At 64.2% G+C, this 19,985-nt stretch carries 18 protein-coding genes; 14 read left to right on the top strand and 4 right to left on the bottom strand.

The features are described from left to right. The first annotated feature begins 8 nt into the window (after positions 1-8). The 12 genes from ACMGRF_RS13565 to ACMGRF_RS13510 all read left to right on the top strand — a co-directional run bounded on the left by ACMGRF_RS13565 (position 9) and on the right by ACMGRF_RS13510 (position 14,915). Positions 9-482, top strand: a complete 474-nt coding sequence (locus ACMGRF_RS13565; RefSeq protein ID WP_182068261.1) for a phage tail tube protein — start codon at positions 9-11, stop codon at positions 480-482. 125 nt (positions 483-607) lie between these two features. Next, positions 608-982 carry a hypothetical protein gene (locus tag ACMGRF_RS13560; RefSeq protein WP_414485295.1) on the top strand — a complete coding sequence of 125 codons (375 nt, stop codon included), beginning with the start codon at positions 608-610 and terminating at the stop codon, positions 980-982. Positions 983-1,038: 56 nt separating this feature from the next. Then, positions 1,039-1,275: a hypothetical protein gene (locus ACMGRF_RS13555; protein ID WP_414485294.1), complete on the top strand. Its 237-nt coding sequence runs from the start codon at positions 1,039-1,041 to the stop codon at positions 1,273-1,275. A gap of 2 nt (positions 1,276-1,277) precedes the next feature. Beyond that, a complete protein-coding gene (locus tag ACMGRF_RS13550; protein WP_414485293.1) occupies positions 1,278-3,245 on the top strand; it encodes a hypothetical protein in 1,968 nt (655 codons plus the stop codon). 22 nt (positions 3,246-3,267) lie between these two features. Next, the gene (locus tag ACMGRF_RS13545) at positions 3,268-4,011 is read left to right on the top strand and encodes a hypothetical protein (RefSeq protein WP_414485292.1); all 744 of its coding nucleotides are present in this window, start codon (positions 3,268-3,270) and stop codon (positions 4,009-4,011) included. Between the two features lie 289 nt (positions 4,012-4,300). Beyond that, the gene (locus ACMGRF_RS13540) at positions 4,301-8,026 is read left to right on the top strand and encodes a phage tail protein (protein ID WP_414485291.1); all 3,726 of its coding nucleotides are present in this window, start codon (positions 4,301-4,303) and stop codon (positions 8,024-8,026) included. A gap of 6 nt (positions 8,027-8,032) precedes the next feature. Further along, complete coding sequence (locus tag ACMGRF_RS13535; protein WP_414485290.1) at positions 8,033-10,867, top strand: hypothetical protein; 2,835 nt, start codon at positions 8,033-8,035, stop codon at positions 10,865-10,867. A gap of 69 nt (positions 10,868-10,936) precedes the next feature. After that, positions 10,937-12,205 carry a hypothetical protein gene (locus ACMGRF_RS13530; protein ID WP_414485289.1) on the top strand — a complete coding sequence of 423 codons (1,269 nt, stop codon included), beginning with the start codon at positions 10,937-10,939 and terminating at the stop codon, positions 12,203-12,205. Between the two features lie 2 nt (positions 12,206-12,207). Continuing rightward, positions 12,208-12,678: a hypothetical protein gene (locus ACMGRF_RS13525; protein ID WP_414485288.1), complete on the top strand. Its 471-nt coding sequence runs from the start codon at positions 12,208-12,210 to the stop codon at positions 12,676-12,678. A 42-nt stretch (positions 12,679-12,720) separates the two neighbouring features. Beyond that, the gene (locus tag ACMGRF_RS13520) at positions 12,721-13,653 is read left to right on the top strand and encodes an SOS response-associated peptidase family protein (RefSeq protein WP_414485287.1); all 933 of its coding nucleotides are present in this window, start codon (positions 12,721-12,723) and stop codon (positions 13,651-13,653) included. Positions 13,654-14,107: 454 nt separating this feature from the next. Beyond that, positions 14,108-14,557, top strand: a complete 450-nt coding sequence (locus ACMGRF_RS13515; protein ID WP_414485286.1) for a BLUF domain-containing protein — start codon at positions 14,108-14,110, stop codon at positions 14,555-14,557. 70 nt (positions 14,558-14,627) lie between these two features. Beyond that, complete coding sequence (locus tag ACMGRF_RS13510) at positions 14,628-14,915, top strand: hypothetical protein (RefSeq protein WP_414485285.1); 288 nt, start codon at positions 14,628-14,630, stop codon at positions 14,913-14,915. Between the two features lie 63 nt (positions 14,916-14,978). On the opposite strand, the gene ACMGRF_RS13505 is transcribed toward ACMGRF_RS13510, so the two are convergent. Continuing rightward, entirely contained in the window at positions 14,979-15,248 is a 270-nt protein-coding gene (locus ACMGRF_RS13505; protein ID WP_414485284.1) for a hypothetical protein, read from the bottom strand. Between the two features lie 471 nt (positions 15,249-15,719). On the opposite strand from ACMGRF_RS13505, the gene ACMGRF_RS13500 reads away from it, so the two are divergent. Further along, positions 15,720-16,223: a hypothetical protein gene (locus ACMGRF_RS13500; protein WP_414485283.1), complete on the top strand. Its 504-nt coding sequence runs from the start codon at positions 15,720-15,722 to the stop codon at positions 16,221-16,223. Positions 16,224-16,564: 341 nt separating this feature from the next. On the opposite strand, the gene ACMGRF_RS13495 is transcribed toward ACMGRF_RS13500, so the two are convergent. Then, entirely contained in the window at positions 16,565-16,921 is a 357-nt protein-coding gene (locus ACMGRF_RS13495) for a winged helix-turn-helix transcriptional regulator (protein ID WP_231109319.1), read from the bottom strand. Between the two features lie 142 nt (positions 16,922-17,063). Between ACMGRF_RS13495 and ACMGRF_RS13490 the strand changes: the two genes are divergently transcribed. Further along, positions 17,064-18,008, top strand: a complete 945-nt coding sequence (locus ACMGRF_RS13490) for an aromatic alcohol reductase (protein ID WP_414485282.1) — start codon at positions 17,064-17,066, stop codon at positions 18,006-18,008. Between the two features lie 394 nt (positions 18,009-18,402). On the opposite strand, the gene ACMGRF_RS13485 is transcribed toward ACMGRF_RS13490, so the two are convergent. After that, a complete protein-coding gene (locus ACMGRF_RS13485) occupies positions 18,403-18,732 on the bottom strand; it encodes a hypothetical protein (RefSeq protein ID WP_134709586.1) in 330 nt (109 codons plus the stop codon). 83 nt (positions 18,733-18,815) lie between these two features. Further along, positions 18,816-19,172, bottom strand: a complete 357-nt coding sequence (locus ACMGRF_RS13480; protein WP_049413338.1) for a hypothetical protein — start codon at positions 19,170-19,172, stop codon at positions 18,816-18,818. Between the last annotated feature and the right edge of the window lie 813 nt (positions 19,173-19,985).

Below are 19,985 nucleotides of genomic sequence, written 5' to 3'. Positions count from 1 at the left end.
AAACCCCTATGGGACAGGTAATCAAGTCGAAGCATTCGCAACTGTTCGTCGCCATCGCCGCGGCCGAGGTCATCAAGGTGACCCGCCTGCGTTCGGTCGGCTTCCCCGATGGCCAGGCGTCGGAGATCGATATCTCCGATTACGACGACGACTGGGACCAGTTCGTCGCCGGCCGCAAGCAGACCGGCAGCACCAGCATCGAGATCATCTACGACAGCGTCGACCACGAGAAGCTGGAAGAGCTGCACGAGACCGGTGCGGTCGTGAACTGGCTGGTGACTGCGCCGCTGTCGGAAACCGAAGGCGTGGAAAAGCCGACCGCCGCTGCCGGCAAGATCACCCCGCCGGACACTGTGCTCTCCAAGCAGTTCGACGGCTTCGTGCAGAACTTCGCGGTGACCAGCCAGGACAACGACGTCTGGAAGGCGACCATCACCATCCGCGGCTCTGGCGCCGTCACCACGCACCGCCCGACGCCGTAAGGCAGCGGCAACGGCGCACACCCAGGCCCGCTCCGGCGGGCCATCTCTCTGACGGGGCGCGCGGATCCTCCGCGTGTTAGCCGTGCGCGGCCCGCGCGCCCTGTCGCCATTCAAGGAAACGGCCAATGAGCAAGACCAGCGAAACCACCCAAACCCAGCCGCAGCAGCCCGTGAGCATCCTGCAGTCGTTCACCAACCTGGGCATGTTCGCCTCCAAGGACGTTCGCGCCGACACGATTACCTTGCCCAACGGCTCCAAGGCGCAGTTCCATGTGCGCGAGCTGCCGGATGCGGAGTTCCGCAAGCTGTGGGGCGAGGGCGACCGCGCCAAGCTGATCGCAGCGACCATCTGCGACGAGGACGGCAAGCCCGTCATGAATATGGAGCAGGCCGCCCAGCTCAAGCCCCTGGTGGCCGCTGAGCTGCAGCGTGTGGCCATGAAGCATTCCGGCTTTGGCGAGGATGCTGCCCAAGCCCAGGCCGACGCGGGAAACGGCTAAGGCAGCGCGGCGAGGACTGGTTCTGGAAGGTCCTCGCCGGCCACCTGCATCGCACGGTGTCCGAGCTGCAGGCGAGCATGTCGCGCCGGGAGTTCCTCGAATGGTGGGAGTTCCATAAGCGGAACCCCATCGACCCGGTAAGCCTGCACATCAAGCCCGCTGCCTTCGCCGCATACATCACCGCCTCACACAGCCAGTGCGGCACCAAGCGCTCCTTCCAGGAGTTCCTGGAAACCCTCGTGCCGCGTTCCGAGGAGGACGAGGCGCAGGACTGGTTCGATCGACTGGGATAGCCATGACCGATACCTTTGGGCGCTTTGCCGCCCTCCCGATCGGCCCGCTGCTCGCTGCGCGCGACGGTGGGCTCACTCTCGCCACGACGGAAGCAGCCGACCTCAACCGCTGCGCCCGGTCCGACTTTGCCCTCAGCGCCGGCGTTGTCGGCGTCGAGTTCGCGCTGTGGGGCGATGACGACCTCTCGGCCGTCGTGGGCTTTGTCACGGCAGCAGCGCCCCTCAGCCAAGCGCCGGGCGCCAACGGGGAGGGCATCGGCTGGGAACTGGCCACCGGTCGCCTGATCCAAGGCACTGGTGCGATCGCAACTGGTCTGCCCGTGGTCGCGCTGGGCGATATCGCCGGGATGCGGGTCTCCTTCGGCAGTCCCTCCAGGCTCCACCTGTACCTCAACGGCGCGCTGGTCCACCAGCGCGACCTGCTGCTGGCCGGCCCGCTCCACTTCGCCGCCGCACTGGCTGCGACGAAGGCCGGTGGGCTGTGCTTGGCCGTGAACGCTGGGCAGTGGGGCGCCAGCAGCGACGCCGCTGTTGCCGGTTGGAAGCTGGAACAGGCCCAAGCGCCGACCACCCGGCTGGCCGACGATGACTGGCTCTCCGCGCCAGGCGATAGCCCGGCCAATGCCCGGTACGAAGGGCTGGTGGCCGAGGGCGTCAACCTCGTCCAGGAGCTGAGCTTCTGGCCGTGGGGTGGCGATCCGGTGTCGCAGACGGCGGCGGCGGAATGCGTGGTCGCCGACGCCGAGGGGCTGCTGGATGACCTGGCATTGTCCGGTGCCTCGGGGGCTGCGGTGCGCATCCTGCAGGTGGATGACGGCGGCATGCTGGCCGACGCTGCTCCGGTGTTCCGCTGTGTCATCGATCAGATCGAGGTGAACGACGACGGCAGCAAGACCCTGCACCTGCGCGACGCGCACGACTACCTGGGCCAGACCATCAACCGGGGCGTGTTCCTGCCCAACATCACCTCGCTGGCCTGGAAGCCGCAGCCGGTAGTGATCGGCGCGGTGGCCAGCGTGCCGGCAGCCGGCGCCAATTCCGATGCGACAGCGATGTTCCTGGCCGACAGCCCGGTGCACGTAAACGCTGTGATGGACCGCGGCGATCTGATGGAAGACGGCACCTTCAGCATGGCGCCGGACGGCCAGCAGCTGCTGCTGAAATCTCCGCCCGTCACCCCTGTGGTGGTCGATGGTTCGAGCATCGGCCCCGGCATGGCCCCGGCGCGCCTGGAGCAGGCCGTGGGCGACGTGATGGCTCGCCTCGGGGCAGGGGCTTGGTCGGCAGCGGACTGTGCGGCCGTGGACGCTGCAACCGGCTACGCCGGTATCGGCTACTACGCCGGAGCGGCCATCACGGGCAGGGATGCCCTGAACGCGATGCTGCCCAGCTACGGTGTCGGATGCTACCAGGATCCTACCGGTGTACTGCGCTTCGTGCAGGTGGTTGCGCCGGAGACCTACCAAGGGCAGCCGGCGTTTGAGATCTCGGAAGCCGACATGGCCAGCGACCTGATTGGCGTCCCGGACGACGCGCCCAACCTGACCCGGCGCATGGCCTACCGGCCGAACGCGCAGGCCCTAGGCGCCTCCGACCTCGTCACCGACGTGGTGGACGTGCCGCAGAGCCGCCGCGACGAGCTGACGGGCCTCTACCGAGGTCAGGTGTTCGCTGCGGGCGCACTGGACGCACACTACCGCCGCGCCGACGCCGCCGATCCGGTCATTTCGCTGTTCTGGCATGCCGCCGATGCGCAGGCCGAGATCAACCGCGTCGTGGCGATGTATCAGCGGCAGCGGTTCTTCTACCAGGTCGCCATTCGCGGTGATCAGGACATGGCTCCGCTCCCTGGTCAGATCGGCCGGCTGACCTACAGCCGCTACGGCCTGGCCGACGGCAAGCCGGTGCTGGTGCGGCGCGTGGAGCGCAACCCTGCCACGGGGGACGTGGTGCTTACCCTGTGGGGATGATGACGTGTTGATTGGATATGGCATGCCGGCGGTAGAAACGGCCACCCTCACCGGTGGGACGTGGTTGTCGACCGACCAGGGCGCGGCGCTCTTCGATGGCAAGCCGGGACGATCGTCGCGGATCCGGCGCACCGGTTCGCTGGCGATCACGATCACCCTGGCCGAGGCTGTTGTGCCGGGGATCATCGCGGTTCTCGGCCTCAACATCCCGCCCGGCGTGCAGGTGAGCGCGGCCGGCGCGAGTGCCACCACCGTGCGACTGCCAGACGGCAGTGTCTGCGCCTGGCTGTTCCCGCAGGCCAGCGCCTTGGTATCGACGGTGTCCGTCGAGATCGACACAACTGCCACGAACGTCGACGTGGGCGAGATCGCGATCTTCCGGGCGGTCGAGGTGGGTATCAGCGACGGTTGGGCGGTGGCCACAATCGACACCAGCGTGCACACCCGCACAAAGGGCGGTCAGGTCAATACGGTTCCCGGGCCTCTGTACCGCCGGCTCACCTGCACCTTGTCCGGCCGGGCGACAGCTGCCGTGCGCGGCGGTGGGCTGGGCGGGACCGATTGGGAGACGGTGGCGGCTGCGATCGCGGGACGCCGGCGCTCTTGCGTTGTGCCGCAGTACCGGGACATGGTCAGCAAGGCGTTCGACCCGCTGCTGGCGGCGCGGTCGGCGCTCTACGGTTACCCGACACAGCTGCCGTCGGCGGAGAACATCAGCCGGCAGTATTTCACCGGGTACATGGAGTTTGAAGAGGTGCCTGCCTGATCTACCAATGGAACGGTGGCATTATTCCCCTCAACAACAAATGTTGAGGGGAAGCGATGTACATCGTGTTAGCCGTTCTTGGCATCCTGGCTGCCATCGCGGGCCTGCTAATGCTCACCCAAGGGACCATGGGAGTAGGCGCGATTGCGTTCGGCGTTTTCCTGGTCGCGTTGGCTAGATTAGTTCAGGCAGAGCGCCATCACTCAAAGACTATGGGCGAATAGCCGATCAATCGGCGCCCAACCAAAAGCCCCGCCGCGTGCGGGGCTTTCTCGTTTCTGGAGCCGACATGTCCCTGTATACCCTCACCGTCGATCTGCTCATGAAGACGGGCTCTTTCGTAAAGGACGCCGGAAAGGCCGAGCGGCAATTCTCGCAATCCATGGATCGGATGCAGGCTGTTGCAAGAAGGGCGGGAACCGCCATCGGCTTGGCAATATCGTCGGGCCTGACCAGTACGACTGCAGCAGCCGTCGCGTGGTCCCGCCAGGTTGCTGAACTTAGCGTTCAATATGATCGCTTTGCCGCTCTTTCAGGCACCAGTTCCGAGGCGTTCCAGCGAATGGCGGCTGGAGCGACTATGGTGGGGATCAGCCATGAGAAGTTGGCGGATATCCTGAAGGACGTGCAGGACAAGATTGGTGACTACGTCCAGACGGGCGGTGGCGCCATGAAGGACTTTTTTGACAACATTGGCAAACGCACTGGCGTAACCGCCGAACAGATGCGGAAGTTGTCCGGGCCTGACGCTCTGGGTCTGTACTTCAAAAGCCTAGAACGGGCGAATCTTTCGCAAGCCGAGCTGACCTTCTACATGGAGGCCATTGCCAGTGACTCGTCGATGCTGATTCCGCTCCTGCGGAACAATAGCGCTGGATTTCGACAGTGGGCAGACGCTGCGGAAGCGGCGGGTGCGATCATCGACGGTAAAACCACGAAGGCGACGGATCGTCTGCGCGAGATGACCCAGCAGGCAGATCTCGCGATGATGGGATTGAAGGTCAGCGTGGCGGAAGAGTTGTTGCCGACGTTGAACAATCTGACTGAGTTCATGGCCTCCCAGCAGACCCGGAACGCCTTCGCAACCGTTACAAAGTGGGCCGCAGAGTTAACGGGGCAGATGGCTGATGGCGCGGTCCAGATCGTGAATCTGATATCGCGGTATGCAGATCTTCAAGCGCTTGAAGGCGCGGCGCCTAGTGCGCTGACCGGCGCTACCGAGGACGCTCTGAACGAGCAAATGGGCGACTTGTTCGCACGGCGGCGCTTGCTCCTTGCGGTTGAAGCGCCATCGCCGGAACGAGATAAGGAAGCCGATCGGTTGCTGGCAGAGCGACTGCGAATCCAGCGGGAGCTTACGCGCAGGTATGGACCGCAGGTCACGGTTCTTGAGAACGGGCAGAGGATGCCCGACTCTGCTCTAAAGCCAGACGCCGTCGGCTACCGACCCACCGGGAACATCGACAAGGGGGCACGGGATAACGCTGACGCAGATGCCAAGCGCCGTGCCGCGGAAGTTGCCAGATACCATCGTCAGGCGCAGGAAGCGGCTGGGGCGATGGAGGGCCCTTTGGCCGAGGCCATGGGTAAGCACCTTGGCAACATGTCCGAGTACAACAGGCTGCTCGCTGAGGGGAATATCGCGCAAGCCGATGCCAATGTGCTGATGGCTCAGAGCGCCCTGGAGTACTCCAAGGTTGCGGCCGAAGTGAACAAGGCGCTGGCCGGCCCCGAGGCACTCCTAGCGACGATGGATGCCGAGGTCGCCCTGCTCGGTAAAGTCGGTCGTGCGCGCGAGCTGTCGCGGCGCGAGATGATGAACGAGCGGGACATGCGGCAGGAGCTGCAGAAGGCGGTGGAGGCTGCTGGCAGCAAGGAAGCGCTGGCGCTGTCCAAGGGGGCGGCGAGCTACGAGCAGTACGAGCAGGCCATGCTGGACGCCGCCCGAGCATCGGCCGATCTGTCGCTGCGCGTGGAGGAGGCCGCTGCCAACGTTGAGGCGTGGGCGAACGTGGTCGTCAACGGTGTGGGCGATGCCGCCGACGCCATGGCCGACTTCGTTGCCAGCGGCATGCGCGACTTCGACAACCTGTGGGACGACCTGAAGGATGCCGCCAAGCGCGGGCTGCGTGACCTGGCGCGCGAGTTTCTACAGCAGAAGATTGTGATCCCGATCCAGACGCAGATCCTCAACGGGATGAACGGCCAGGGCGGTGGCCTGAGCCTTCAGAGCATCATGGGGCTGTTCGGTGGCAATGGCGCCGCCGGCGGCGGTCAGAACCTGGGGACCATAGCCGGGCTGCTGTCCAAGGGCCAGGGGCTGTTCAGTGCGGGCGCGGGTGCGGCGAGCAGCGGCGCCAGCGCCGGCAGTCTGCTCGGCTTCGGCAACAACGTTGCCGCCCTTACCGGTGGCGGCGCAGCCGCAGCGGGTGGTTCTTCCGCTGCTGCTGGTGCCGGTGCGGCTGGATCTGCTGCTGCGGCGGTCCCGATCATCGGCTGGATCGTGGCCGGCATGATGAAGAACGCCGAGCTGTTCGATCAGGGCTGGAACATCGCCAACGGGGAGAGCTGGGCCGGCAAGATCGCAACGGCCGGCGCGGTGGGCCTCGCCGATAAGACGTTCCGCGGGCTGGGGTTCAATGACAAGGTCGCATCGATCCTGTCCGGGTCGAGCATCCACGCCAAGCTTTTCGGCCGCGGCGCGCCGAAGATCACCGGCCAGGGCTTGACCGGCTCGTATGGGTTCGGTGGCTTCGACGGCCAGACCTACGCCGATATCAAGCAGAAGGGTGGCTTGTTCCGGTCCGACAAAAAGTGGACGCAGTATGGCGCTGTCGATCCCGGCATCGATCGCACGTTCGACATGGCCGCCCGTCAGGTCCGCGGTGCGGCAACGGGCCTGGCCAAGCAGCTCGGCGTCGACCTGACCCAGCAGCTGGGTGGCGTGCGGGTGAGCCTGGGCAAGCTGCAGCTGTCGGCGGACTCCGCCGAGGCCAAGTCGCAGCTGGAGGCGTACCTCGGTGACATGACCAACCGGCTGTTCACCGAGGCGGTGAAGGCTGCCGGCTTCGGAGGCCAGCTGGACGGCTACTTCGAGGCGTCGGATGTGTTCAACGCGCTGAGCGCGTCGATCGCACTGGCGGTGGGCAATGCCGACGAGCTGGGCCGCGCCCTCAACGGGATGGAGGTCGACAAGGTCAACAAGGCGGTGGACTACTTCCAGGACCTGGCCAGCGTCGCCGGCACGGACTTGGCCACCCAAGTGGAGAAGGTGACCGGGTTGCTCGGGAACTACGCCTCGCTGATGGCGGACGTTTCCACGCAGCTCATGACCGGTGATCTGTCCAGCTACCAGCAGCAGGCACTGAGCATCGAGCGAACCTACCGGCAGCAGGTGAAGTCGGCCAACGACTACGCCAAGGCCCTGGGCTTGACCGGTGCGCGTGCCGAGGACCTTGCCAAGATCGAAGCGCTGCGCGCAATGAACATGGGCAAGCTGCAGGCGCAGATCGACAAGGACAAGCAGGCCATGCAGTACGGCCTGTCGATCAGCGACCTGTCGCCGCTGACGGACCAGCAGAAGCTCGGCGAGGCCATGAAGGAGCTGGAGCGGGCCGTGGCCGGTGGCGACACCAGCGCGGCCCAGGCGGCGGCGCAGGCCGCACTTGGCTTTGGCCGGAACCTGTACGCCAGCGGCAAGGACTACAACGGGTTGTACGACCAAGTGACCGGGCTCATCGACGGCATGAAGGTCGGCGACCTGAACACCGAGGACGGCACCAGCATGGGACAGCTGGCGGACGCGATCGAGGCCCTGCCGGACAACTTCAGCCGTGCGGTGTTCGACCTGGTGGTGAACAACGAGTCGCAGTCCCAAACCACGGCGGCTGTACAGCAGAGCAATGCGCTGCTCACCGAGCAGAACCAGTTGCTTCGCGAGCTGCTGTCCACCACCACCCAGGGCGTCCGCGCCTCCAGCAGCAACGCGCTGCGCCAGGCACTCAACGCGAGGTAATCCGCAATGCAAGCAAGGAAACTCACGCTGGTGGAGATCGGCGTGGGCGCGCTGCCGTCGCCGTCTCCGGCGGCGCCGCGCTACTCGAACTGGTTCCCGGTCGTTCACCGGCCACCCGAAGTGCCACCGGTGGACGGAGTGACCCCCAACCCGGTGGCCGACGGCGTGCTGCTGGAATGGCCGGCTGTCGATCTGGCCGGCGTCGTGTACGTGGTTGAGCGTGGCCCCTCTCCGGAGGGGCCGTGGACCGAGATCTATCGGACCACCGACACGCGCTACTTCTACAGCGACAACACCGGCACCAAGTGGTGGTTCAAGATCACGCCGACTGTGCGCGGCCGGCCGGGCTCGGGCTCGGTGGTGGAGGCTACGCCGCCGCCGACCACCGCCGAACTGATCAAGCAGACCGAGCGGATCACCAAGGAAATCGCCGACCGGATCGAGGCAGATGCCGCAGAAGCGGCCGCGCGGGCCGACGGCCTGGCTGCCGCTGCCCGGGATCTCCTGGCGGAGGCCGAGCTGCGGCAGCGCGGTGTGTCCGACGCTATGGAGGCGATCGCGCAGGAGGCGCAGGCCCGGGTCGACGGCCTGCTGAATGAGCGCCTCGAGCGCGAGGCTGCCATCACGCTGGAGACCCAAACCCGGCAGAGCGACGTGGAATCGCTGTCACGCGCGCTGTCCGAGGTGGCCGCCGGCAGTGGGACCCAGTTCGACAGCCTGCGCATCTGGTACTTCGACACCACCGTGGAGGAGTGGACCGGCAACGGTGCGCCACCGACGGTGGTCGATGGCTGGCTGCGGCCGGCCAATGGCACCGAGAACCCGTATGTTCAATCGCCGGCTGCGCTGGCCGTCGACGGCAGCGCCTACCGCTTCGTCAAGCTGAGGGTGAAGCGAGTTGGCGATGCAGCGTGGGACGGCTTCCTGCAGTGGATCACGCTGGCCGACCAGGCATGGGACGTGGACAAGCGGGCGGCGATCCCGGAGCCGCGGTGGGACGACAATGGCGTGGGCACGGTCGACGTGGCCGATATCGCCTGGTGGCCGGGTGAGGTCGACGCTATCCGGCTGCAGTTCGGCGCGACCCAGACCGTCTCCAGCTACTTCATGACCGACTGGGTGGCCATCGGGCGTCCTACGCCCGGTGCAGGCGTGGCACTGGTCCAGGAGGAAGCCCGCGCCCGCGTAGCCGCAGACGTGGCCGAGGCCAGCAAGCGCGAGACGCTGGCCGTGCAGCTGCGGGGCGACTACGAGGGCAGCGACCTGTCCCAGGTTCCGAGCGGCCTGTTTGCGGCGGAGCGCGATGCGCGGGTCACGGCCGATGAGGCCAACGCCAGCGCCATTGAGGTGATCCAGGCCCGGATGCCCACGGGCGATGGCACGGTGGCCACGGAGGCCAGCGTCACGGAGGAGCGCCAGGCGCGCGCAGACGGCGACAGCGCCAACGCTGAGGCGATCGAGCGGGTGTCCGCGAGGATGCCCGCCGGCGACGGCAAGGTGGCCTCTGCGGAAGCGCTGGATGCCGTCTCGACCCGTGTGGAAGAAACGGAGGAGGGCATCCGGGCGGTCGGCGATAGAACGTCGTCGCTGGAAGCGCAGGTGACGTACAAGCACGCCGGCGACCGGGACTGGAACGCCGGGGACCGCGACGTGCGCGCGGGCGTGAAGACCTGGCAGTCCGTGATCGCCCAAGGCGACCGCGCCGTCGCTAAGCAGGTGGAATCGGTCCGGGCCGAACTGGGCGAGTTCGAGGCCACGGCGACGCGCTCCATCGAGGTCATCGCCACGGAGCAGAGCGCCCAGGCGGTGCAGATCCAGCACCTGGGCGTCGAGCTGGACGGGAAAGCGTCAGCGGACTACGTCGAGGAGATTAGCGCCCGGGTCGGCGTGACCGAGCAGGGCATCGAGGCATTCACTGGCCAACTGCAATCGGTGAAGGCTGAGGTGGACAGCAAGGCCAGCGCGCAGGTGGTGCAGGGCATGGAGGCCCGGGTGGTCCAGACCGAAGACGGCCTGACCCAGGTATTGGCGAGGGCGTTCCTGAATGTCATCGCCAACAGTGGTGGCGGGCCGCTGATCGGCGGCATGGTCATCGAGAACAACGGTCAGGTCGTCAACACGCGCTTCTCCAGCAACACGTTCGAGGTGATCTCGCCCGGAGCCAGTGAAGGAATGGAATGGCGCGGTGGCTTCCTGCGCGTCTGGAAAGGGTCTGCTCAGCGCATCATTGGCACAAACTTCGGCAGTGCCGGCGACAACCTGGTCGATTACTTCGGCCCCAACGTCGGCGCCGGCGCTGCATCGAAGGCCAATGCGGTGATGTGGATGGACGCCAACGGCAACGCCTACTTCGGTGGCCAACTCTCGGCGGGCATCCTGCGCAACGCGGTTCAGACGACGACCACGCAGACCGTCGGCGTGGAGCTGGTCAACGGCCCATTCGCCACCAACGGCCGCGTGCGCAGCGTCACTGTCAGCTTCTCCCGTCGACATGTGCGCACGAAGACGACCTATGGCACTGACGGATTCGTCGCTGGCGGGGGCCAGAACACGGCGCGCGTGGAAATCTATCGGCGAGTGGGTGAGGGCGCTGAATCGTTGTGGCAAGTCCTCAACGCCAGCGGCGGGGTGAACATCCTCAATGAGACGGATGGCCCGGACAATGCGATTTCCGACTGGGGCGGATCGTTCACGGTGAACGACACCAGCACCAGCGCGCAGACGATGACCTACCGCGCAGTGATCACCAGCTTCACAGAGCAGACCGTGTCGCACACCTCCGGCTCCTTCCAGCAGCAGTCCATCACGCAGAGCCTGTCGATCATCTCGGTCGAGAACTGAAACCGCACAAGGCGCGGGCCGGCATGTCCGGCCCGCTTTGCCGTGGGCGATCAACAGCAGAGAACACATATGCCGCAGAAATTCATCGATCAAACGACCATCCAGCCGGATGGCAGACCAGGCGACGACGCGTTCACCGCGTTTGCAACCTGCAACGACAACTTCGAGGATTCCGAACAGCGTCTTTCCGCGCTGGAAGGCGGGTCATCGAACATCGGCCAGGACGTGGCCGACTTGAAAGTTGGCTTGCAGCAGGAGACGCTCCTGCGCACGGACGCCGATACCGCGCTTTCGCAGGCTATCGCTGCGGAAGTGACCGCACGCCAGAGCGCTGACACTGCGCTTGGTGCACGCTTCATCGGAAAGAACCTGCTTATCAATGGCGACTTCCGGTTTTGGCAACGAGCCACAACGTCTGCAGCGGCAGCTGCACGTCGTTATGTGGCTGACCGTTGGGAAGTATGGAGCATCGGCACCACCACACAGGTTGACGCGATGGTGATCAATGATGGAAGCATTGACCCGCCTGCTCGCTTCTCTCATCGCGTAATCGTTAGCTCGGTAGCTGGCGCAGGTAACATTGGGTTCATGCGGCAGCACATTGAAGATGTGCGCACAGCGTCGGGGAAAACTGTCACGTTTTCCGTTCGTCTGTATTCGCAATCAGCCAGCAAGATTGCAGTGAACATCGCTCAAAATTTTGGCGTCGGCGGTAGCGCTGCTGTAAACACCACGGCGCAGAAATTCGATCTTGTGGCAGGTTGGCAGGCTGTCACCGCTGCGTTCAATATCCCATCCGTATCGGGAAAGACCATCGGAACATCTAGCTCTCTTATCTTGCAAATCTGGATGGATGCTGGTGCCGACTACAACACTGTGACTGACTCGCTCGGACAGCGCAGTGGCACTTACTGGTTTGCAAACGCGCAGCTGGAACTCGGTTCGAAAGCTACGGCGTTTGAGTATCGTCCGGATGCGTTGGAGCTTGCGCTGTGCCAGCGCTACTACGAAAAGAGCTACAACCTCGGAGTCTTCCCCGGAACTGCCGACCGTAATGGTAGTTATCGATGCTCTATCGTAAATGGTTTCTTCTTCTCTGCTGGCACTATCGCGTTTGCGGTGCAGAAGCGGACTACCCCTGCAATTAGCGTGTACGCAGCGCGTGATGGGACGGCTGGTGCAGGCTCGGAGGTAAACAGCTCTGGAGTATTTGTGGCAAACAGGAACGTTACGCCGAGCAATATGGGCACCAGCCGGTTCCAGACGGGTAGCAACAACGGTGGTGCTGCAGCTGGCAACACTATTGAATTCCAATGGACTGCGGACGCGGAGCTTTAATCATGTACCAACTCACTGAAGACCCGGATGTGATTCGCTGCGTCGAAACCGGTGCTTTCATCCCGCGCGGGCACTACCTGTGGCCGACCGAATGGCTGGAACAGAACACACCGCTGCCGGCGTCATCGCCCGGCCTGGGCTTCGAGTTGCACACGCCCGCGCACTACCGCTACATCCGCGACCAGGCGTTCGCGTGGATGCGCGCCGAAGCGGTAGAGCGTGGCTACGACAGCATCGAGTCGTGCGCCAGCTACTACAACAGCGGCGTGGCTCGATACCGCGCCGAGGCGCGGGCGATGGTGGCCTGGCGCGATGCTGTGAACCAGGCGCTGGAGCAACTGGTGCTGGCACCGCCGGAAGGCATCGAGACCTGGGAACAGGTGCGCGCGCTGTTGCCGCAGCCGGAGACGTTCGCGTGGCCGGAGAAGGCGGAGCTGCCGCTGGATGGACTGGCCCCGGTGGCCTTGGCCTGATCCTCACGCGGGCTCAACGGCGCCTGCTGCCAGATTGCGCCCATGTGCTATTCCGCCCAGATCACCGCCGCCTATCAGAAGCTGGTCAGGATGACCGGCGCCACCCTGTCGCTGCAGGAGTTCGCCGCGCTCTACGCGCACGACCCGGGCAAGAAGCGGCCCAAGACGCCGAAGGCCATGGATGACGCCTTCCGGGCCGGCGCGAGCCCGGCGGAGCTTGCGGTGTGGGCCGAGGTCGAGCAATGGAACAGGGCCGAGGCCACCATCCTGGAGCAGGAGCTGTTCGCCAACCGCAAGCGGCTGGCCGACGCCGAACGGGCGCTCCAGGTGAAGGAGACGAAGAAGGCCCGGGAGGACGTTCGGATTGCCGGCAACAAGATCGAGCGGGCCAAGGCGCGGCTGGCGGACCTGCAGCGCGTCGAGCCGAAGGATCGCGACAGCCGCATCTTCCCCGGCGTCTACGCCCCGGTGATCGTCGCCGAGGGCGGGAAGCTGGTCATCAAGCCGATGCGCTACCAGTGCCGCCTGGCCGGGAAGCCGGCCAACTACGACCAGCGCTTCCCCGGCACCTACAACGCCCGCCGCGACAGCCTGGAGAAGTTCTGGGCGCCGGCGTTCGGACACACCCACGGCCTGATGGTGGTCGACACGTTCTACGAGAACGTCGAGGGGCCGGACGGGAAGAACCAGGTGGTGCAGTTCACCCCGCGCACGGGCGAGCCGATGCTGGTCGCGTGCCTGTGGTCGCACTGGAAGGACCCGGGAGGCAAAGAGCCGGATCTGCTGTCGTTCGCCGCCATCACCGACGACCCCGAGCCGGAGGTGGCCGCAGCCGGCCACGACCGGACCATCATCAACATCAAGCCCGAGCACGTGGATGCCTGGCTCAACCCGGATCCATCCGATCTGGCTGCGCTCTACCGGATCTTCGACGACAAGCGGCACCCGTTCTACGAGCACCGGCTGGCGGCATAGCTGGCCGGGGGCTCGTCAAGCTGCTCGGGGAGCGGGACCGCCGTCGCTGAGGATGTGATCACACTCGACCAAGCGCGCATTGCTGACCATCTGCCGTGCGCCGCACTTTCCACAGATCAGAACGGTGCCGCCGCGCGTTGACTCGAGGTCTGCTCCTGCGGAGCGTGTGACGTGAGTACAGCGCGAGCATTGCATGGCCAAGCTCGTGATGTAGGCGATTCGCCGCTGCTCATCGAGCACCGCATCTATATCCAGCACGTAGAACAATCCTGTGTTAGGCATAGCCGTAACCTCGGAAGTCGGCGCGATCTTGCGCGGTCCGTCGCGTTGGCTGGGTGACGGGTCTCCCTGTTCATTTGCAGATGCCGATGAACTGTTCATCACGCGGCGCTGATCCTCACCCTCGCGTTCGCTAAGGGCTGCTACGGTTTGCTGCTCATCAAGGAGGTGGGCTATGCCTATCAGGGCAGTTGTATACGTGAGCGGCGCTGGCGAGGAGATCGCCGGCGACAAGCTGGGCCTGTCCAATGGAAAGCTGGATCAGATTGTGGACGACGCCGCCCGGTTCAACCGTGACGCTGGAGTTACGGGGGTACTCCTCTTCGACGGCGGGCGCTTCCTCCAGTACCTGGAAGGGCCGGAGGACGGGCTTTCGGTGGCCTATTCCCGCGTGCTGGGCGCCAGTAGCCACAACGGTCTAGTCGAGCTGCAGAGAGGCCGGGTGGGGCAACGCCGGTTGCCTTTCTGGCCGATGAAGTGGCTGCCCGTCGAGCCGGAAGAGTTGCGGCGATTGGCCCACGCGGACTGGACCAGGTTCAACGAGCGCGGTGACGCCGAAGACCCCAACCCGACGGCCATGGACCTCTTGGCCGCGTTGGTCGAACCGTACGCTATTGCCGCGTAGTTGGTGCCAAGTGGGCTCCATGGCGCTAGCATGGCCCTGGAGCCCCTGACCGAGATGGCCGGACTGGATCATGGAAGAATTGCCGAAGCGGCAGAAGAAGCCCAGCCGCAAAGACGGGTTCCCTTGGAAGAGCACCATTGCCGTCGTGGTTATCCTAGGCATTGTTCTTGCCGTATTTGAAATGGGACGAGTCGAACGCGCGTACCGCGCGCAAGCCAACCGGCAGGCCCTTGAAGCCATGCACGCTGTGCTTCAGCAGGAAGAGATCGTTGGCCGTCCGGCTGCGGACACCATCCCTGCAAGCGATACAGATCAGAACGAGCACGAAGCAGTGGGCTCCCCGACCGAACGGAAATGAAGCGTGGGCGGGTCCGGTCGAGCGCGCGTGAGCCGCGCCGCGCCGGCACCAGCCGAGTGAAGATCAGGCGCGGGCGTCGCCGATCTGTTCGGTCAGAACTGTCAGTGATTGCTCGAAGGCGGCTGCAAAGAGCTCGCCGTCATCCTCTTTGTGCCTCGCAGCGATGCTGGGTAGTAGCTGGAGCCACGCATCGTTTAGGCGCTCGGGAGCAGGATGGGTCAACACCGAAATCCGCAGCGCGTACTCCATGGCTTTCAGATAGCCGCGGTGGACTTCTATCGCAACTTCGCAGGAATGTACGCGCTCCAGCAGGTCGGAGATGGCATCGTTCATTTTGGGTCCTCAATATCGAGCGGATCGTCAGGCGTAGGATCGAACTGCGCCAGCAGTCGTTCGCGACGGCACTGGTCAAGCCAGTGGTGCCAGATCTCCATTTCATCCATTAGTCCTGTGGCGCCGCAAGCTGGGCACGTGAGCGTGGTGCCCTTCGGATCCGTGTGAAAGCCTGCGTCCTTAGCCATTGAGGACCTCAGTCCACAGTTCTTACAGGTTGATCGCACCTGCTCCAAGCGGATGATCGCGCCATTGAGCGCAAGCAGGGGAAGGATCGAATGGATCCTGAAGGCGTTGGGAGGGTGCATGGCCGTGCCGTTTAAGGGCTGGACACGGGGGCAGAGGATTCTGCACCGGAGAAGAGCCGCGAGACCGCAGTGTGCGCCCCTCAGAGTGAACCCTTCATCACAGCAAGCTGAAGCGTCGACCGTCATCGCAGGATCTGCGACGGCCGGTCGTATCCTTCCGGCCATGTATTCCTCCTACAGCTTCCGCACCGCCCCGATCCCTACTGGCTGGGTCCAGGCCGGTGAGCGCTGGGCGCTCTGGTACAACGGCCGCGAGACGGCCAGCGTCACGCCCGATGGCGGTCCTGGGGTCCGGCTATGGATTGAAGGCCAGAAGATGTGGCAGGTGAAGGAAGTGCGCGCTGCCAACGTCCGGCAGGCGAAGCGGTACGCCGAGCGCTGGTGTGCGGCCAGGCTCTATCCCGATCTGCCCCTGCGTCAGGCGGTTGCCCGGCTGACCGACAGCACCCCGATCCAGCCGGGGTCCCCGCTGCCGGCCCTGCCGCCGACCCGCGAGCAGCAGCAACAGGCCCGGCGTCTGGCCGAGGCAGGAGCGAAGGAGGTCGAGCGGATCAAGGCGGCGCTTGAACCGCGCAAGCCGCCGGCAGAGACGAAACCCCGAGCGAGAGATGCCCGCACCAAGGCATGGGTAAGGGCTGGGTTGCAGCAGCTTCGGCGCGGTGTTTAAGTGGACCAAGGCCGTTCCGCAAAATTCCCCAACCCCTTGCGCCGCAAGACTTTGAAATGCTCGTTTTGATCGTCTATGCGGAACAGATTGAAGCGTAAGACGTTGAAAGATGTAGGGTTGTCTCGTGACTTTTAATCTTTTGGTCGAAGGTTCGAATCCTTCACGGCCCACCAATTGCATCAACGACTTAGGCGCCCTTGCGGCGCCTTTTTCGTGTCTCCGGAAAAATTGCCGGAAAAATTAGGTGGTTCCACGCTCAAGTGCGTTCCTCCTGCCGGGCGGTTGAACGACCGGCAGTTCATCGTCACCTTCGGCGATCCCGTGGAACGGACAGTGCATCTTCATTTCCCGTCTGAAGAATCAAAATTCTGCCGACATTGGCGGAATTCCTCCGCATGAGCCACTACCCATGTCCACATGGGAATCATCAGTACAAGAAGGTCCTTGCCCAGCGCTGTGATGCTGTACTCCACGTGCGGCGGTACTTCGTGGAAATCCTCCCGGCTGATCAACCCGTCACGCTCCAATTGCCGGAGGGTGCGCGTAAGCATGCGCTGGGTGATCCCCTTCATCCGTCGTGCGACCTCGGCATGACGCAGCGTTCCATACACGCCAAGCGCATGGATGATGCCCAGGGACCAGCGGCTACCAGCGTGCGCTAAAACCTCCCGGCGCAGTCCATCTTCGTCCTCGCTCATCCCGTCGCATATCGCTTGAGAGTGCCTTAGCAGTTCTTCCGGACTCATGAACGGTGCGGTCGGTATCATCGATGTGCCTTCTTACGTGTGGGCCAGTAGGCGAGCAGAATCGCCGCCATCGTACACACACAGGGCGATTTCCATGTCATCTCATATCAGCACTACCCCCTCTCGGTCGATCCTGGTGCTCGGCGCAGGCGAGCTTGGAATGCCTGTCATCCGGAACCTTGCACGTTTGGCCGTAAGTCATCCAGGCACACGGATCAGTGTGATGCTACGGGCGACGTCGATTGACTCAGAACTGCCGGAGAAGCAGCGGGTGGTCGATGAAATCCGCGCCTTGGGGGTGAATATCGTTGCTGGTGATCTGGTGACTGAATCGGTAGAGCCGTTGGCGGCTACCTTTGCGCAGTTTGACACAGTGATTGGATGCACCGGCTATGCCGCAGGCCGCGATACGCCAATGAAGGTTGCGCGTGCGGCGGTGAAGTCGGGTATTCCCCGCTACTTTCCTTGGCAGTTCGGTGTCGATTTCGATGCCATCGGGCGCGGTGGTCCCCAGGACCTGTTCGATGCCCAGCTGGACGTGCGCGAGTATCTGCGTTCGCAGACTGCGATGGACTGGGTGATCATCTCTACTGGAATGTTCACCAGTTACCTCTTCGAGCCGGACTTCGGGGTGGTCGACCTGGTTGGGCATAAAGTGAACGCGTTGGGCTCGGCGAGCAATGCTGTCACCCTGACCACGCCGGATGACATCGGCGCAATGACAGCGCGCATCGTGTTCCACGCACCTGCGATCCGCAACGAGATCGTGTATCTGGCAGGCGATACCATCCGCTACGGTGACCTTCCGGATATTCTGCAGAAGGCGTTCGGGGAACCTTTCGAGCTGGTGATCTGGGGCGTACCCCAGCTCATGCAGGAACTGGCTAACGACCCGGGCAACATGATAAAGAAGTATCGCGCCGCCTTTGCCCAAGGGAGGGGCGTTGCGTGGGATGTGGAGCGAACCTTCAATGCGAAGATCGGGGCCGAGCTACAGGGCGTGCAGGCGTGGCTGGATTCCAACGTGCAGCGCTCCTGATTTGCCGCTGGATTGTGAGGAGGCGCCCGCTGGGCGCCTTTTTCATTGCCGTTCCCGCCCGCACGCTCACGATGGTCGCACGTCGCGGCACACCAGTTCACCAGTGGCTCGGTAACCGGCGTCAAACGGTGGAACCTTGGTCGTGGACCCCGTGTATATCCCTTGAGAAGGCGGAAAAATTGTCGAGTGAGCTTAGGGTCGGCAATGGTTCCACGCTCGGCGGGCGGAAAAATAGAGCGGCGCACCCGGTTGTTTTCAAAGGAGTCGCAAGCCTTCTTTTGATCTTTTGGTCGAAGGTTCGAATCCTTCACGGCCCACCAATGCAATCAATGACCCAAGTCATTCAAAAAGGTACCGCTCAGCGGTGCCTTTTGTGTTGTTGCCCGCAAAATGCCTATTTCGCCTTGGCGCCGCGCGCCCGCGCCGCCTCGCGTTCGGCGGCTGCCTGCGCGGCGACCGCTGCGGCGTTGGCGGCAGCATTCGCAGAGCGTTCCGCTGTCGCACGATCCGCATCGAACCGCGCCTGCCGCTGGGCGCTGTAGGTGCGTTCCAGTTCCAGCGAGGCAAGGAAACTGTCTGGATGCTTCGCCGCACACGCCTGCTGTACCAGTTGCACAGCATGATCGGACAGCCCGGGCTGGATATTGCCCAGCAGGCAATCGGCATACGGAACGGACGCAGCGGGGCCAGCAGCCAGCGCGGCAACGATCACGACATTCAACACGCAAACCTCCTTGTAGGTTTCGATGGGACCCGGTGCCGGCCGGTCCGGCACCAGTATGGCCCGGTTCGCGGCACAGGGTGATGCTACTCCGGCCGCACATCCCGGCACACCAGCTCGGCCAGGCTGCGGCAGGCAAAGAACAGCCCTTCAACCACGCCTGCGTCCAGATGCCGGTCCGGCGTGGCCATTGCCCGGCAGCGGTCGGCGGCGTGCAGCATTTCCGCCACGGTCAGCATGCCGATGGCGGCCCGTTCCACCCGCGACAGGGCAACCCCGCGCCCGATGGAAACGCTGGTTTCAGGCCAGGGCAGGCCATCGGCGCCTTCGCCCGCGCGGATGCGCTTGAGGCAGCCTAGAAACGTGCTCAGTTCGGGCGAAGGGTTGTCGTCGTCATCGTGGGTGCTGGCGGTGTATGAAGCATAGGGCGGACGGTTGGCCATCTCGGCTTCCTCGACTCTGGAGTGGGCGTGCCACCGCGCAGAACGGGTGGCGGGCGATGCGTGGCTGCAAGCCGGAATGACATCACGCAGTAACCGGCGGGCCAGAAGGCCCCCACGCAGCGCCCGCCATGAAGGCCGACGGATCACCCGCCGGCACGGTCCAAAGACAGTGTCGGCGGGTGAGCGCAAACAACAGCGTGAATGTCATTACGGGCTTGCAGGCCCGCTGCCACCCGTTGTCGGTGGCGCAGCATGGTGTTTACGCCTGCGCATGGAACTCAATGAGGATTTTCCGAAGAACGATGCGGAATCCAGGCGCGCGGGAATGCTCGCGCAGGGGCAGCTATTGCAGCAAGCGACAGCTCGCGACGCATGTGCTCATGCGCTTGGCTGATCGCGTTGCAAAATGCTGTTAGCTGCCGCTGACGGCACGTTTGCCGTGATGGGGTACGTGGAAAGTGGGCGCCACGTTTGCCAGCCGTGGTGGTACGGAACAGCGGGTCACGCACTCAAAAATCGGTGCATCTGCGACGTCCAAGGTGTTGTAGAGCCGAGCCATGCTCGGCTGCGATTTGCGCGGTGGGCTGAGCCGAGCGTGGGCTCGGCTCTACAGTGATCCGTCCCATCCACGACGGTTGAGCTGTTGTAGAGCCAAGCCATGCTCGGCTGCGATTTGCATGGGAAACCGAGCCGTACCCGGTTGCGCGCGGGGAGGTCATCCCCGCATGGCATGGATCCACGCATCTGGCAGGGATGCTGAGCGTGCAGAAGCCGCCAATGCCTGCCGCTGGGCGCTATGCTCGGCCTCTTCCC

This window comes from Stenotrophomonas sp. EMP41, assembly GCF_047495535.1.
GTDB lineage: Bacteria > Pseudomonadota > Gammaproteobacteria > Xanthomonadales > Xanthomonadaceae > Stenotrophomonas > Stenotrophomonas sepilia.
Note: the sequence above shows the minus strand (reverse complement) of the source record. Positions and strands in the feature narration are given on the sequence as shown.